The 13,580-nt window shown below is 66.1% G+C and carries 16 protein-coding genes; 8 read left to right on the forward strand and 8 right to left on the reverse strand.

Annotated elements, in window-relative coordinates; translation table 11 throughout:
• The first annotated feature begins 17 nt into the window (after positions 1–17).
• Positions 18–611: a TetR/AcrR family transcriptional regulator gene (locus HNO51_RS03660; protein WP_242597197.1), complete on the forward strand. Its 594-nt coding sequence runs from the start codon at positions 18–20 to the stop codon at positions 609–611.
• 45 nt (positions 612–656) lie between these two features.
• Here HNO51_RS03660 and HNO51_RS03665 read toward each other — a convergent pair whose 3' ends face one another.
• Positions 657–1,574, reverse strand: a complete 918-nt coding sequence (locus tag HNO51_RS03665; RefSeq protein ID WP_197449676.1) for a LysR family transcriptional regulator — start codon at positions 1,572–1,574, stop codon at positions 657–659.
• A 186-nt stretch (positions 1,575–1,760) separates the two neighbouring features.
• Between HNO51_RS03665 and HNO51_RS03670 the strand changes: the two genes are divergently transcribed.
• Positions 1,761–2,027 (forward strand): EF-hand domain-containing protein, encoded by a 267-nt coding sequence (locus HNO51_RS03670; RefSeq protein WP_197449677.1) that lies wholly within the window; start codon positions 1,761–1,763, stop codon positions 2,025–2,027.
• Positions 2,028–2,142: 115 nt separating this feature from the next.
• On the opposite strand, the gene HNO51_RS03675 is transcribed toward HNO51_RS03670, so the two are convergent.
• The gene (locus HNO51_RS03675; RefSeq protein WP_209538509.1) at positions 2,143–2,493 is read right to left on the reverse strand and encodes a VOC family protein; all 351 of its coding nucleotides are present in this window, start codon (positions 2,491–2,493) and stop codon (positions 2,143–2,145) included.
• A 103-nt stretch (positions 2,494–2,596) separates the two neighbouring features.
• On the reverse strand, positions 2,597–4,081 hold the full coding sequence (locus tag HNO51_RS03680) for an SLC13 family permease (protein ID WP_242597198.1): 1,485 nt from the start codon (positions 4,079–4,081) through the stop codon (positions 2,597–2,599).
• Positions 4,082–4,347: 266 nt separating this feature from the next.
• On the opposite strand from HNO51_RS03680, the gene HNO51_RS03685 reads away from it, so the two are divergent.
• A complete protein-coding gene (locus HNO51_RS03685; RefSeq protein WP_209538510.1) occupies positions 4,348–5,187 on the forward strand; it encodes a PhzF family phenazine biosynthesis protein in 840 nt (279 codons plus the stop codon).
• On the opposite strand, the gene HNO51_RS03690 is transcribed toward HNO51_RS03685, so the two are convergent.
• Positions 5,184–5,651 (reverse strand): carboxymuconolactone decarboxylase family protein, encoded by a 468-nt coding sequence (locus HNO51_RS03690; protein WP_197449680.1) that lies wholly within the window; start codon positions 5,649–5,651, stop codon positions 5,184–5,186. The genes HNO51_RS03685 and HNO51_RS03690 overlap by 4 nt on opposite strands.
• A 73-nt stretch (positions 5,652–5,724) precedes the next feature.
• On the reverse strand, positions 5,725–7,023 hold the full coding sequence (locus HNO51_RS03695) for an NAD(P)/FAD-dependent oxidoreductase (RefSeq protein ID WP_209538511.1): 1,299 nt from the start codon (positions 7,021–7,023) through the stop codon (positions 5,725–5,727).
• 165 nt (positions 7,024–7,188) lie between these two features.
• Here HNO51_RS03695 and HNO51_RS03700 point away from each other — a divergent pair, with 165 nt between their 5' ends.
• The 4 genes from HNO51_RS03700 to arsH are packed head-to-tail and all read left to right on the forward strand — an operon-like array spanning position 7,189 to position 10,489.
• Complete coding sequence (locus HNO51_RS03700) at positions 7,189–8,079, forward strand: AraC family transcriptional regulator (protein WP_209538512.1); 891 nt, start codon at positions 7,189–7,191, stop codon at positions 8,077–8,079.
• Positions 8,080–8,110: 31 nt separating this feature from the next.
• The gene (locus HNO51_RS03705; RefSeq protein ID WP_197449683.1) at positions 8,111–8,530 is read left to right on the forward strand and encodes a PadR family transcriptional regulator; all 420 of its coding nucleotides are present in this window, start codon (positions 8,111–8,113) and stop codon (positions 8,528–8,530) included.
• Positions 8,531–8,579: 49 nt separating this feature from the next.
• On the forward strand, positions 8,580–9,746 hold the full coding sequence (locus HNO51_RS03710; RefSeq protein ID WP_209538513.1) for an MFS transporter: 1,167 nt from the start codon (positions 8,580–8,582) through the stop codon (positions 9,744–9,746).
• On the forward strand, positions 9,743–10,489 hold the full coding sequence (gene arsH / locus HNO51_RS03715) for an arsenical resistance protein ArsH (protein ID WP_209538514.1): 747 nt from the start codon (positions 9,743–9,745) through the stop codon (positions 10,487–10,489). The genes HNO51_RS03710 and arsH overlap by 4 nt, the downstream gene beginning before the upstream one ends.
• 55 nt (positions 10,490–10,544) lie before the next feature.
• On the opposite strand, the gene HNO51_RS03720 is transcribed toward arsH, so the two are convergent.
• The gene (locus HNO51_RS03720; protein WP_209538515.1) at positions 10,545–11,264 is read right to left on the reverse strand and encodes an FMN-dependent NADH-azoreductase; all 720 of its coding nucleotides are present in this window, start codon (positions 11,262–11,264) and stop codon (positions 10,545–10,547) included.
• A 140-nt stretch (positions 11,265–11,404) separates the two neighbouring features.
• Here HNO51_RS03720 and gcvA point away from each other — a divergent pair, with 140 nt between their 5' ends.
• Positions 11,405–12,325, forward strand: coding sequence for a transcriptional regulator GcvA (gene gcvA / locus HNO51_RS03725; protein WP_209538516.1), 921 nt, complete (start codon positions 11,405–11,407; stop codon positions 12,323–12,325).
• Here gcvA and sigJ read toward each other — a convergent pair.
• Positions 12,320–13,192 carry an RNA polymerase sigma factor SigJ gene (sigJ, locus tag HNO51_RS03730; protein WP_209538517.1) on the reverse strand — a complete coding sequence of 291 codons (873 nt, stop codon included), beginning with the start codon at positions 13,190–13,192 and terminating at the stop codon, positions 12,320–12,322. The two genes, gcvA and sigJ, sit on opposite strands and share 6 nt — an antisense overlap.
• Entirely contained in the window at positions 13,192–13,524 is a 333-nt protein-coding gene (locus HNO51_RS03735) for a putative quinol monooxygenase (protein WP_209538518.1), read from the reverse strand. The genes sigJ and HNO51_RS03735 overlap by 1 nt, the downstream gene beginning before the upstream one ends.
• Between the last annotated feature and the right edge of the window lie 56 nt (positions 13,525–13,580).

Here is a 13,580-nt window from a genome sequence, read left to right on the forward strand (position 1 = left end):
CGATGTCAGGAGAGGGTGTGGCGACGAAACGTGCGCAGATGATGGAGGAGACCCGGGCCAAGCTCATTCGAGCCGCTCGGGAGGCCTTCGCGACCAAGGGCTATGCGGCGGCTTCTATGGACGACATCACCGCCGATGCGGGGCTGACGCGAGGGGCGCTGTATCACAATTTCGGGGGCAAGAAGGGGCTGCTGCAGGCCGTGGTCGATCAGATCGATGCGGAGATGGTGGCACGGCTGATCGCGGCCCAGGAGCAGGCGCCAAGTCCGTGGGAGGGGCTGCTGGCGGAGGGCGTGAGCTATATCGAAATGGCGCTGGAGCCGGAAGTCCAGCGCATCATGCTGCTGGATGGGCCGGCCGTGCTCGGCGACCCTTCGCAATGGCCCAACCAGAATGCGTGCCTGTTGCGCACGACCCAGACCATTCAGGCGCTCATCGAGGAGGGCACGGTCAAGCCGGTGGATGCGGAAGCCGCAGCCCGGCTGATCAACGGCGCGGCGCTCAACGCCGCACTGTGGATTGCCGCAGCCGACGAACCTCGTGCCGTGCTACCGAAAGCCGTCGAAGCGTTCCGGCAGCTCACGGCCGGCCTGCTGCAAACCGAGCGCTGAGCGGCGAGTCTCCAGTCTTCAGGTATCGTACGCGGCTAGAGGGCGCTACCCGGTCTCCACCGAAAGCTTGCAGGGGATGGCCTGGGCAAGGAAGTCGATCAGCGCCCTCACCGAGGGCACGAGCCCCTTGCGATGGGAGAAAACCGCCTGGATCGTGCCGTAGGGGGAGCGCCATTCCGGCAGCACGTGTACCAGTTCCCCCTTGGCGAAGCTCACCCGGCAGATATGGATGGGCAGCAGCGCCACGCCTAGCCCTTGGCACGCTGCCGCGAGCAGCATATCGAAGTTGCTGCACATCAGCCGGGGGCGAAGGGCGATTACGCGTGTCTCGTCGTTCGGTCCCGTCAGCTCCCAGCGAACCTCGTCCGTTTCGCTGCCCATCGAGAGCGTCGGCACCTCCGCGAGTTCGTCGATGGTCAGCCCCCGCTTGCAGGCGGCATGCACGGCGGGGCTGACCGCCATCACCAGATGGTTCTGGCCCAACGGCCGCATGATCAGCGAGGCATCGGTCATGTCCGGCCTGCTGCGCACGCGGATGGCCACGTCGAGCCGATCCTCGATCAGGTCGGCGCGCCGGTCGAACACCTGCATGTGCACGCGAACCTTGGGGTAGGTCTTCATGAAGGCCGGCAGGACCTCCTCGATGAGGTTCTGGAGCAGGCCCTGCGGACAGCTCAGTCGCACGATGCCGTTGGGCTCCGCGTGGGCCTGGGCCACTACCGTTTCCGCCGCTTCGGCGCCGGCCAGCATGGTCTGGCAGTGCTCGTAGAAGGATCGCCCTACATCGGTGGTGCGAATCTTGCGGGTCGAGCGCTCCAGCAGGCGCACCTTGAGCCGCTCCTCCAGCCGCGCGATGCGCTTGCTGAGCGTTCCCTTGGGCACGCCGATATGACGCGAAGCCGCCGAGAAACCCTGATACGTGACCACGGCGTGGAAGTAGTAGAGGTCGTTGAGGTCATGCATTGCATCGCTACCCCGTGGGAGCCGGCGGCTTAATGTTCGTTTCCCTGAGGAAACGATGAGTTGGAAAATGTGGGTCTAGTGCAGGAATTGGTGGCCTATAGAATACAACCATCGGTCGGCATTCAGGAACCCGTCGTGACGAGAATGCCGCACTTCACTCCCTGTATTGGAAACGAGAGAGATACCATGAAAGCAAAATCCGCACTGTTCCTCGCCTTGGCCCTGACCTCGGGTGCCGCCCTTGCCGAAATGGGCGCCGAAGAGCTGGTTCCGCCCAGCGCTTCCTCGTCCGCTTCCGGCCAGAACGGCTTCGAGCAGCTGGATCAGGATGGCGATGGCCGCATTTCTCGTGAGGAGGCCCGGGAGGCCGCGCTGCCGGAGGCCTTCATCATTCTGGACCGCGACCATAACGGCGAGATCTCGCGTCAGGAGTTCAACTTCCGTCCGCGCTGATCGATTCGCCCTGTGTGATTGTCGCCAACGCCCGTCTCGATAAAGGGAAGAAGGGAGGCCCAGTGCCTCCCTTCCTTGTTGCTTGTCTTCTTGTGGCTTGTCTTTGGCCGTCCGGTCATTCGTGCTCGAGGATATTGACGAGCTTCCCGAACGGGTCACGGACGTAGAAGCGCCGCACGCCCCAGGGCTCGCTGGCCGGGCCGTATTCGATGGGGACACCTGCCTTCTCGCAGCGTGCCAGCGCTGCTTCGATATCGTCGACTTCGATGGAGAGATCGGGCACGGGTGTCCCCGAGCCGCCTTCGCTGCCGAAGCTCACCTGGACCCGCATCGTTTCATCCGAACCGTAGGTTCGAAACCAGCCGTGATCCATGAGCAGGTCGAGACCCAGGATGTCTCCATAGAAGGCCGCCGCCTTGCCGAGATCCGATGTCGCCATGTTGGCCATGATGCGTTTGACTTTCATGTGCCACCCCGATGCTTTTTTTGTGGATTCCTTAACGTTGCGGTGCCTCCCCGGGTACGGCTCTACGCTGGAAGCGGCTTCCGCTGTACTCCTGTTACCATGATCAGAACTGCAGCCCCAGCGCAAAGCCGCCGAGCAGATAGCAGAAGGTGGTGATCAATACGATCCCGATCAGGTTGAGAACGACCCCGCCCCGTGCCATCTGGGCGATGGTGACCGCCCCGGTGCCGAACACGATGGCGTTGGGTGGCGTGCCGACCGGCAGCATGAAGGCGCAGGTCGCGGCGAAGGCGGCCGGGATCAGCAGCGTCATCGAGTCGGCGCCGATGCCCACCGCCACGCCCCCGAGCACGGGGATGAAGGTCGCGGCCGTGGCCGTGTTGCTGGTCACTTCCGTGAGGAAGAGCACGATGGTGGCCACGGCGGCCACCAGCAGCAGGATCGGCAGCACCTCGAGCCCGGTGATCTGCTGACCGAACCAGCTGTCCAGGCCGGTGCCCGCGACGGCGCCGGCGAGGCTCAGGCCGCCGCCAAACAGCAGCAGTACCCCCCAGGGCAGCCCGTCCTCGGCATCCTGCCAGCTCAGCACCATCTGGCTGCGGCCTCTCGCGGGCAGCAGGAACAGGACAATGCCGGCGGCGATGGCGATGGCGGTGTCATCGAGATTGCCCAGCGGCCCCAGCCACTGACCCACCCCGGGGATGTTGCCGAGAACGCCGGGTACGACCCACAGGAATGCCGCCGAGCCGAAGACGAGCATCACCATCTTCTCGCCCTGGCTGAGCGCGCCGAGCTTGCGGATTTCCCCCTCGATCATCTCCTTTCCGCCGGGAATCTCCGCAACGCTGAAGCGGTAGAGCACCCGGGTCATCAGCACCCAGCCCACCAGGATGAAGGTGAAGGCCAGCGGCACGCCGAGCATCATCCAGTCGAGAAAGCCGATGCTGCGGCCCAGCTCGTCGGCCGCATAGCCGGCGACGATAGCGTTCGGCGGGCTGCCGAGCAGGGTGCCGAGGCCGCCCATGCTGGCCGACCAGGCGATCGCCAGCAGCAGGCAGGTGCCAAAGCGCTTGATGTTCACGTCCTGGATGAAGTCGACGTGGCCGGCGCGGTGATGGTCGTGGCCGGCGGCGGCCGTCTCGGTGGATTCACCGCTGCGCTCCGCGACCAGGGCCAGCACGGAGAGCCCGATCGGCAGCATCATCAGCGTCGTGGCGGTATTCGAAACCCACATCGACAGAAACCCCGTGGCGAGCATCATGCCGAGCACGATCCGGTGCGGCGAGACCCCGACCCGGGCCAGCGTCAAAAGGGCGATGCGGCGGTGCAGGTTCCACTTCTCCATGGCGATGGCAATCAGGAAGCCGCCGAGGAAGAGAAACACGATGGGGCTGGCGTAAGGCGCCGTGGCCTGGGCGACGGTTCGCTCCGTCAGCATCGGGATCAGCACGATCGGCAGCAGGGCGGTGGCCGAGAGGGGGATCGCTTCCGTCATCCACCAGACCGCCATCAGGGTGGCGATCGTCGCGACCCAGCGTGCATCGGAAGAGAGCCCTTCGGCATTGCCCATGGCGATCCAGACGATCAATGCCAGGAGCAACCCGAAGGCGCGCAACCCCCATGTCAGCCTGGCCGATCGTCCCCCAGATTCCCTCTCATCGGACGTGTCCCCATTCTCATCGGTTGGTCGACGTTGATCCGCCATGCTAAGTCTCCTTTATTTCACTAATACAGCTCCCTTCCTGGAGCGTAGCCAAGAGTACAGGACACGGCCTGAACAGGTCGCGGTGCGCCATTGTGTTCCCCCCCGTTTGCCCCAAGATGGGAAGAACCCCTTCACACCAGGAGCTTCCCATGAGCGGCACTCTCTTTCGCCTGGCGGCGTTTACCGATGATCCCAGCGGCGGCAACCCCGCCGGGGTGTGGCTTGGCGAGGCGCTGCCCGACCCGGCGGAGATGCAGCGGATCGCCGCCGAGGTGGGCTATTCCGAAACTGCCTTCATTGCCCCGGCCGAGGGCGAGCGGCGCATTGTGCGTTACTACAGCCCCCAAGCGGAAGTCAGCTTTTGCGGCCATGCCACGGTGGCCAGCGGCGTGCAGATGGGACGGCTGAGCGGGGCGGGTACTTACCTGCTGGAGACGGCGGTGGGCGAGGTGATGGTCACCGTCAACCAGGTGGAAGAGGAGTGGCAGGCCTCGCTGGTGTCGGTCACGCCGGAATTCCGCCCCGCCGAGCCGGCGCTGGTCGAGGAGGTGCGTGAACTGCTCGGCTGGCAGGCCGAGGAGCTCGACCTCGAGATCCCGCCTGCGCGGGCCTACGCCGGGGCCTGGCACCTGGTGCTGGCGTGCAAGACAGAGCAGCGCCTCGCGCGGCTCGAATACGATTTCGAGCGGCTCAAGGCGCTGATGCTGCGCGAGGGCCTGACCACGCTGCAACTGGTGTGGCGCGAGAGCGAAGCGCGCTTCCATGCCCGCGACCCGTTCCCGGTGGGCGGCGTGGTGGAGGACCCCGCCACCGGCGCGGCGGCCGCGGCGCTGGGTGGCTACCTGCGCGATGCGGGCCTGCTCCAGGCGCCCGCACAGTTGACGATCCTGCAAGGCGAAGCGATGGGGCGGCCCAGCCGTCTGCAGGTGGACATTCCCCTCTCGGGCGGCATCGTCGTGACCGGACAGGCGGTGTCGCTCGAAGCCTAATCGTGATCGCCGGCCTGGTAGCTCCCGGCCTCTGCGCCGAAGCTGATCGACAGGCGGTTCCAGGCATTGATGGTGCAGATCGCCAGGGTGAGGTCGGCCAGGCCCTTCGCGGAGAAGTGCTCGCGGGTGGCCGCGTACAGGGCCTCGTCGATGCCGTTGCCGGCGATCAGGGTATTGGCCTCGGCCCAGGCCAGGGCAGCGCGTTCGCGCGGGGAATAGAAGGGCGTTTCGCGCCAGGCGCTCAGGCCGTACAGTCGCTGCTCGGTTTCGCCGGCCTGGCGGGCGTCCTTGGTATGCATGTCGATGCAGTAGGCGCAGCCGTTGATCTGCGACACGCGGGTGTAGACCAGCGCCAGCAGGCCGTCGCCAAGTTCACCCGCTTCCGCTGCCTGGTGAACGTGGTGCTGCAGGCCGAGCATGGCCTTGAGGCCGGCGGGGCTGGCGGCGTAGTAGTTCATGCGCATGGGTGAGGCTCCGTAAGGGTTGGAAGCCCCACCCTAGCGTGGCGGTTATCGCCTCGATTGTAGATTTTCGACCTCAGTGCAGCTTCATGCGCGGACGGATGAAGCGGTTGAGTCCGTCCGAGAGCAGGATCAGCGCGGTCTTGGCCGTGCCATGGATGGCGCGCTGGTGCATGCGGTAGAGCGAGGCATAGAAGAACTTGGCCAGGCGCCCCTCGATGAACAGGCTGCGCGCCGAGGCGCCACGCATCAGGCTGCCGATCGCCTCGAAGTGGGCCAGCGAGATGAGCGAGCCACGATCGCGATAGCGGAACGGCTTGAGCGGGCCGTTATCGAGCCGGGCGAGCAGGTTCTTGTAGAGCCGCTGGGCCTGCTGGTGGGCGGCCTGGGCCCGCGGCGGTACCACGGAGCCGTCCGGCTGCGGGCAGCTGGCACAGTCACCGAAGACGAAGATGTTGGGGTCGTCGACGCTTTGCAGCGTCGGCTCGACCTTGATGCGCTGGTTGCGCTCCAGCGTCAGGCTCAGGCCGCGCAGCATGTCGGGCGCCTTGATCCCGGCGGCCCAGACGTTGAGGTCCGTTTCGATGCGCGCTTCGTCGGCGGTGACGATGGCGTTCTGCTCCACGCATACCACCCGCGTGTCGGTGTGTACCTGCACGCCGAGGCGTTCCAGTTCGGTGCGCACGGCGCTGCGAATGCGTTCGGGCAGGGCCGGCAACACGTCCGGTGCGGCCTCGATCAGGTGGACCTCGAGGTGGCGGCTGTCCATCTCGGTGAAACCGTAGCTGTGCAGCATGCGCGAGGCGTCGTAGAGCTCCGCGGCCAGCTCCACGCCGGTGGCGCCGGCGCCGACGATACCCACGGTCAGGCGCGGGTGATGCCGCCGCTCGGGGTCGCTGTAGCGCAGGAAGGTATTGAGCATGTCGTGGCGGAAGGCTTCCGCCTGGGCCGGGCTGTCGAGGAAGTGGCAGTGCTCGGCGACGCCGGGGGTGCCGAAGTCGTTACTCACGCTGCCGAGCGCCAATACCAGCAGATCGTAGTCCAGGGTGCGGGCAGGCAGCACTTCCTCGCCGTAGTCGTCGAGCACCGGGGCCAGACGCAGCTGGCGGGTGTCGCGGTCGAGCCCTTCGAGCGTGCCGCGCTGGAAGCGATAGCCGTTCAGCTGGGCGTGGCTCTGGTAGGAGATCTCGTCGATGCTGGAGTCGAGCGCCCCGGTGGCGACCTCGTGCAGTAGCGGCTTCCAGATATGGGTCGAGTTGCGATCAATCAGTGTGATGTCGGCCCTGCCGCGCCGCCCCAGGCGCCGGCCGAGGCGCGTGACCAGCTCCAGCCCGCCGGCGCCGCCGCCGACGACCACGATTCGCGTTCTGTCCATTGAGTGCTCCACTAGGATGAAAGATGAGGTAATGGGAAAATGGTCCCCCTACTCTACAACTGGACGATGAGCAGAGTTGGACTTTTTGCTTATCTACCTGCTGGCTCGGTACGCTCCGAAGGGGCCGCCCAGGGCGGCCCTGCCTTCCACTGAGAGGGGGCGAACGTGGATGCAGTCCTTCAGCCTGCCCTGGCTGACCGCACCGGGATTGGAGATTTCCGGCCTGTTGCGCCGGCGCTGACTTCCGGCCTGTCGTTCGAGTGCTTCGCGCCCGGCGCTGCGCTGCGCCCCTACGTGCAGTGCTACTGGCGGGCCCGTGGAGTCAACGTCGGCGGGCCGGCAAGCGTGGAGCACCTGCATCCGGATGGCGCCGCGGGGTTGCTGTTCAACTTCGGCGCTGCGCTCGAGCGCGACGGCGAGCGGGTATACGGCGCTTGCTGGATCGACGGCCCCAAGCGGCGCACGGCCAGGCTGGCGGTAGGTGGCGCGCTCGACCTGCTGGGCGTTCGCTTCCTGCCGGGCATGGCATTTCCCTTCCTTGGCGAGTCCCTATCGGCCCTGGCCGGCGGGGAGCTGACGCCTGCCGATTCCCTGCACCGGCTCGAACTCGAGGCGCTGTACGAGCGGCTGCTTGAGACACCTGCTCTGGCGGGGCGTATCGCGCTGCTGGAGAATTATCTTACTGAGGGATTGCAGCGACACGGCGCGCCGGAAGTGTCGGCCCTGATGGCATCGCTTGCCTGGCTGCAACGCCGCCAGGGCCAGGCCAGTATCGCCGCGCTGGTGGCGGCGCTGCCGTTCGGCCAGCGCCGCCTGGAGCGGCTGTTCCAACAACATGTTGGGCTTTCGCCCAAGCGCTACGCCCGTCTGCTGCGTGTCGCCCACAGTCGCAAGCTGATCAAGCAGGGTGGGGCGACAATCTCGCTGACCGATACCGCCTTCGCCACCGGCTACTTCGACCAGGCCCACTTCATCCACGACTTCAAGGCCGTGACCGGCCTGACACCGGGCGGGTACCGCGAGCATGTCAGACGGCGAGGGTACGGTCGCGCTTGACGCCTCGATCATCGAGGTATAGGTTTCCACCATGACCAAAGCGAAACCCGAAGCGGCTACCGGCCGCCGGATTCCCGACTACAGCGACCCTTCCTACTGGCGCGGCACGATCAAGATGTCGCTGTCGAAGTTCTTCGTGCTCAGCGTACTGCACCGCAAGCCGATGCACGGCTACGAGGTGGTGCAAGCGGTGGAGAAGAGCACCAACGGCTGCTGCAGCCCCTCGGAGGGCACGGTCTATCCGGTGCTCAACGAGTTCGAAGCGGGGGGCTACCTCTCCGCGACGAACGAGGTGGTGCAGGGGCGCTCGCGCAAAGTCTACGCGCTAACGGAGAAGGGGCGGGACGCCTTTCAGGTGGCGGTGGACGCCTGGCTGGAGGCCACGGACTGCATCGTCGAGAGCCGTCGAATGGCCGCTGGGGCAGCGAAACGGGAGGAGCGGGAAGCATGAGCGCGGCGCGTTTTCTCAGGCCCATATACCTCGATGATCGAGGTAGGCGGTGAGCTCGCGCAGCGGTGTGGTCGTCGCCCTGGGCATTTCCCAAACGCTTGCCTGGGGCTCGACCTACTATCTTCCGGCCATCCTCGCCGTGCCCATGGCGCGAGACCTCGGCCTTGCCACGGGTACGGTATTCGCGGCCTTCTCCTCGGCGCTGGTGGTATCGGCCGTGCTGGGGCCGGCGGTGGGGCGGCGCATCGACCGCTTCGGTGGGCGCGATGTGCTGGCGGCCTCGAGCCTGGTGTTCGCCCTGGGCCTGGTGCTGCTGGGTCTGGCGGATGGAGCCAAGCTGCTGTGGGCGGGATGGCTGGTGATCGGCGTCGGCATGGGCATGGGGCTGTACGAATCGGCCTTCTCGACCCTGGCGGGGCTCTACGGACGCGAGGCGCGTGGCCCCATCACCGGCATCACGCTACTGGCGGGCTTTGCCAGCACCGTGTGCTGGCCGATCACCGGCTGGCTCAACGCCGAATTCGGCTGGCAGAACGCCTGCTTCACTTGGGCGGCCATACACTTGTTGCTAGGCCTGCCGCTCAACCGCCTGTTGATTCCTTTTGGCATCCAGCCACCCGCGCCGCGTGGCGAGACGGCAACGGACGAAGAGGCGAACTCGACCTGGCTGCCCATGGCGCTGCTGGCTTTCGTCTTCGCCGTGACCTGGTTCGTCAGTACCGCCATGGCGGCGCACCTGCCGTGGCTGCTGCAGATCGCCGGCCTCTCGCCTGCTGCTGCCATTGCCGCCGCGGCGCTGGTGGGACCGGCCCAGGTGGCGGCGCGCCTGCTCGAATTCTCGCTGCTGCAGCGCTTTCATCCCTTGCTTTCGGCCAAGCTGGCGGTGGTGGCGCATCCTATTGGCGCGCTCGGCGTGATGACGCTGGGGGCGCCGCTCGCCACGCTGTTCGTGCTGCTGCACGGCGCCGGCAACGGCATTCTCACCATCGCCAAGGGTACGCTGCCCCTGGCCATTTTCGGCCCCCACGGCTATGGCCTGCGCCAAGGGGTGCTGATGGTGCCGGCACGCTTCGGCCAGGCGATGGCGCCGCTGGCCTTCGCCCTGCTGATCGAGCGCTTCGGCACCCAGGCGCTGCTGTTTTCATCTGCCCTGGGGCTGGCCGCCCTGGTGGCGCTGCTCGTCCTGCAAACCCACGCCCTGAAGGAGGCGACATGAGGCTTCGCACGCTCAACGACCCCGATGTTCTGCCGGCCCTCGACGAGCGCTTCGCTCTGCGGCAGCCCGGCCAGGGCCTGCCCGATCCGCTGGGCCATCCGCCGCGCATCCTGCTGCTCTACGGCTCGCTGCGTGAGCGCTCCTATTCGCGTCTGGCGGTGGAGGAGGCCGCGCGGTTGCTGCGCCATTTCGGCGCCGAGACGCGGATCTTCGATCCTTCCGATCTGCCGCTGCCGGACCAGGTGCCGGGCGACGACCACCCGGCGGTGCGCGAACTGCGCGAGCTGGCCATATGGTCGGAGGGACAGGTGTGGTGCAGCCCCGAACGCCACGGCCAGATCACTGGCGTAATGAAGACCCAGATCGACCACCTGCCGCTGAGCATGGGGGCGGTGCGGCCCACCCAGGGGCGCACCCTGGCGGTGATGCAGGTCAGCGGCGGCTCGCAGTCGTTCAACGCGGTGAATACCCTGCGCCTGCTGGGGCGCTGGATGCGCATGTTCACCATCCCCAACCAGTCGAGCGTGCCCAAGGCGTACCAGGAGTTCGACGAAGCCGGGCGCATGCGACCCTCGCCGCTCTACGATCGCATCGTCGACGTGATGGAGGAGCTCGTGCGCTTCACTCTGTTACTGCGCCCCCACGCCGAAACGCTGGTGGACCGCTACTCGGAGCGCCGCGAAGCGGCCGGCGCCAAGGCCGACCCGGTAACCGACAAGGCGGCGGTCAGCCAGGCCTCATAGCGGTGACATGCATAACGGGGCGCTAGGCGCCCCGGTGTTCGGCCATTGAGTGCCCTCAGGCCGGCTGTAGCTGGCGCTTGGCCGTAACTTCACTGTGCAATTTCTCGACCAGCCGGTCGATGCGCACCAGGGCGCTTTCGGTCGAGTCCGCCAGCGCCTCGCCGCCTTCCTCCTGGTGCTCGATAGCAATGCTGTGAAAGCCGCCGATGCCGATGAACTGCAGAGCGGTGCGTGCGCCCGGCTCAAGGTGGTTGAAAGCTGCCAAAGGACCTTGCGGGTCGAAGCCGAACCCACCCCGCGATGAGAGCAGCACCGCATGTCTAGGGCGGTCGGCCAGTAGGGGCACGTAGTGTTCCAGCGGGACGTAGGGGTGGGCTCCGTATTGCATGTCGAAATCGACCGTACGGCTGATGCGGACGACATTGTCGATCCAGGCCTTGAACGCGGCCGGAGGACCAAAGTTGTACAGGGGAGCACCAAGCACCAGGATGTCGGCCCGTACGACTTCGTCGACCAAGGCATCGCTTTCGGCAAGCACGGCTTTCATTGCCTCTGTCCTTTGTTCAGCTGGTGTGAATTCCGCCTCGATCCACTCGACGCTGGTCAATGGAGGCGGGTTGGCGCCGATGTCGCGATAGACGACCTCGGCATCCGGCTCCAGAGTGCGCCAGCGGGAAACGAAGTGATGGGTCAGCCGGCGGGTATGCGAGCCGTGGTCTTGGCTGCCGGCACGGCCGGGGCGTGGGCTGGCATCGAGGTGAAGTAGGCGCGTCATGGGCTTTCTCCTTCGCTGGGTGTAGGATCTATTGAATGAATTGTTCTCAGCCTTGCTTGTGGCTCGTTTCATATAAGCCTGAAGCCAGGTAGAGCGACAAACGACGATTCTTTTTCGATATCGGAAAATAAAACTCAGCCATGATGCCGCGACGACTCCCTTCGCTTTCCGCCCTGCGCGCCTTCGAGGCGGCGGCGCGCCACCTCAGTGCCAAGCGCGCCGCCGAGGAACTCTCGGTCACGCCGACGGCGATCAGCCACCAGATTCGCCAGCTCGAGGAGAGCCTGGGCGTGGCCCTGTTCGTGCGGCGGCCGCGGCAGCTGGTGCTGACGACTCAGGGCCAGTCGCTGCTCACGGTGCTGAGCGGCTCCTTCGATGCCATCGCCGAGACGGTGACCAAGCTTCGCCGGCCGCCGTCGCGACAGCCGGTGACGCTCTCGACCACGCCGGCCGTCGCCTCACGCTGGCTGTTGCCCTGGGTCTGCCTGCTGCGCGACGCCCACCCGCAGATCGACCTGAGCATTCAGGTTTCCCACCAAGCAGTTGCCCTGGACGGCGTCGTTGCCGACATGGCGATTCGCTATGGCGAGGGCCCCTGGCCCGGGCTCGTCGCGGAGAAGCTGTTCGACAATGTCTTCGTGCCCGTCTGCAGCCCCATGCTGAAGCTGCGTGAACCGGCTGAACTGGTGCATCACACGCTGCTGCATTTCTCTTCGCCCGCACCGCTGGACTGGGCGGCCTGGCAGCGCCAGGTCCAGGTGCCGGGGCTCGACGTCAGCGCCGGGCTGATGTTCTCCGACGAGACCCATGGCATCACCGCCGCCCTGGACGGTCAGGGCATAGCCCTGATGAGCCGGTATCTGATCGAGGAGGAGCTGCGCCAAGGGCGCCTGGTACAGCCATTCGGCCCCGAGGTTAAGGCCGCTCCCTTCCAGCTCGTCTACCCGCCTGAGCGGCTCGAGGAGCCGGCCATCGCCGCCGTGCGCGAGTGGATCATCGGGTTGCTGGATACCCAAGCCAGAGAGAGCGGCTGCCGTGCGATAGTCGAGCGCCAGTCATGACGTCAGCCGCGCCAGCTTGTCGGGATTGCGCACGATGAAGATATCTGTCGCCTGGCCTGAGCGGTCGTAGCCGAAGGTCACCGTCGCGACGACATTTCCCTCTCTGCGCATCATGAAGCCGCAGCCCCCGTTGATGTCGGCCTCGCGCCATTCATAGTCGGCCCAGTACTGGCTCAGGCGGCTGGTCAGGAAGCCGAGTACCGCTGTCTGGCCGAGCAGCGGTTCGAGCAGGGTGGGCACCTTGCCGCCGCCGTCGGCACTCAGGCGAATATCGGCCGAGAGCAGATTCGCGAGCCGTGCCGTGGCGCCTTCGGTGATGGCGAGCCGGAAGGCCTCCAGCAGTGCCTGCTGGCGTTCCCGCGGTGGGGTGTGCCGTTCCTCGGCGGTTTGGAGGTTGCTTCGTGCCCGGGATACCAGCTTGCGGCAGGCCGGCTCCTTGATCTCGAGCATGGCGGCGATCTCGGTGTAGGGCGTGTCGAAGATCTCGTGTAGCAGATAGGCCGCCCGCTCCTTGGGCGAGAGGCGTTCCAGCAGCAGCAGGAAGGCGGTGGATAGAGAGTCGGCCAGCTGCATGCTGCGTTCCGCATCGGATACGGCAGCGGTCGGGATGGGCTCGGGCAGCCAGGCGCCGACGTACTCGACCCGAGCCCGGTGGGCGCTGCCCAGCAGATCGAGGCAGCGTCGCGTGCAGGCCGTGGTCAGCCAGGCGTGGGGCGTATCGATAGCCTCACGATCCGCTGCCTGCCACTTGAGAAAGGTGTCCTGCACCGCATCCTCGGCGTCGGCGCGCGAGCCGAGAATGCGATAGGCCAGCCCCAGCAGCATGGGGCGGGCCTCTTCGAAGTGAAGCAGATCGGCGGAAGGCATCAGGCTGTCTCGGAAACCGGAGCCGCCTTGTCCTTGGCCCAGGCCACGGTGGCAGCATGAATCTCGGGCGGATGAGCCAGCAGGGGCGTTACCGCGGCGACATAGGCTTCGTATGCCGGCCCCTGCATGAAGGCCTGTGCATCCGCACCATCGGCGTAGCGCTGGAAGACACGGATCGTGTTGGGATCGCCATCATCGTAGCAATAGAAGTAGGCGTCGTGGACCTGGCGCTCCTGGATGCTCGGCATCAGGTGAGTCTCCCACACGCGCCGTACCTCTTCGCGCTTGCCGGGGAGTGCCTTGTGCTTGATGAAAAGCGTGCTCTGGTTCATGTGTCGCTCCTGAATCGGTCGAGAGATGAAGGCCGAGTGGCCGTCACTGTCATGAC

Source organism: Billgrantia sulfidoxydans (assembly GCF_017868775.1).
Taxonomy (GTDB): Bacteria; Pseudomonadota; Gammaproteobacteria; order Pseudomonadales; family Halomonadaceae; genus Halomonas; species Halomonas sulfidoxydans.

Bases quoted from the DNA above. Each gene is read 5' to 3' on its own strand.
- HNO51_RS03665 (WP_197449676.1), bottom strand. From the start codon at position 1,574: ATGCATGACCTCAACGACCTCTACTACTTCCACGCCGTGGTCACGTAT.
- HNO51_RS03670 (WP_197449677.1), top strand. From the start codon at position 1,761: ATGAAAGCAAAATCCGCACTGTTCCTCGCCTTGGCCCTGACCTCGGGT.
- HNO51_RS03675 (WP_209538509.1), bottom strand. From the start codon at position 2,493: ATGAAAGTCAAACGCATCATGGCCAACATGGCGACATCGGATCTCGGC.
- HNO51_RS03685 (WP_209538510.1), top strand. From the start codon at position 4,348: ATGAGCGGCACTCTCTTTCGCCTGGCGGCGTTTACCGATGATCCCAGC.
- HNO51_RS03690 (WP_197449680.1), bottom strand. From the start codon at position 5,651: ATGCGCATGAACTACTACGCCGCCAGCCCCGCCGGCCTCAAGGCCATG.
- HNO51_RS03695 (WP_209538511.1), bottom strand. From the start codon at position 7,023: ATGGACAGAACGCGAATCGTGGTCGTCGGCGGCGGCGCCGGCGGGCTG.
- HNO51_RS03705 (WP_197449683.1), top strand. From the start codon at position 8,111: ATGACCAAAGCGAAACCCGAAGCGGCTACCGGCCGCCGGATTCCCGAC.
- arsH (WP_209538514.1), top strand. From the start codon at position 9,743: ATGAGGCTTCGCACGCTCAACGACCCCGATGTTCTGCCGGCCCTCGAC.
- HNO51_RS03720 (WP_209538515.1), bottom strand. From the start codon at position 11,264: ATGACGCGCCTACTTCACCTCGATGCCAGCCCACGCCCCGGCCGTGCC.
- gcvA (WP_209538516.1), top strand. From the start codon at position 11,405: ATGATGCCGCGACGACTCCCTTCGCTTTCCGCCCTGCGCGCCTTCGAG.
- sigJ (WP_209538517.1), bottom strand. From the start codon at position 13,192: ATGCCTTCCGCCGATCTGCTTCACTTCGAAGAGGCCCGCCCCATGCTG.
- HNO51_RS03735 (WP_209538518.1), bottom strand. From the start codon at position 13,524: ATGAACCAGAGCACGCTTTTCATCAAGCACAAGGCACTCCCCGGCAAG.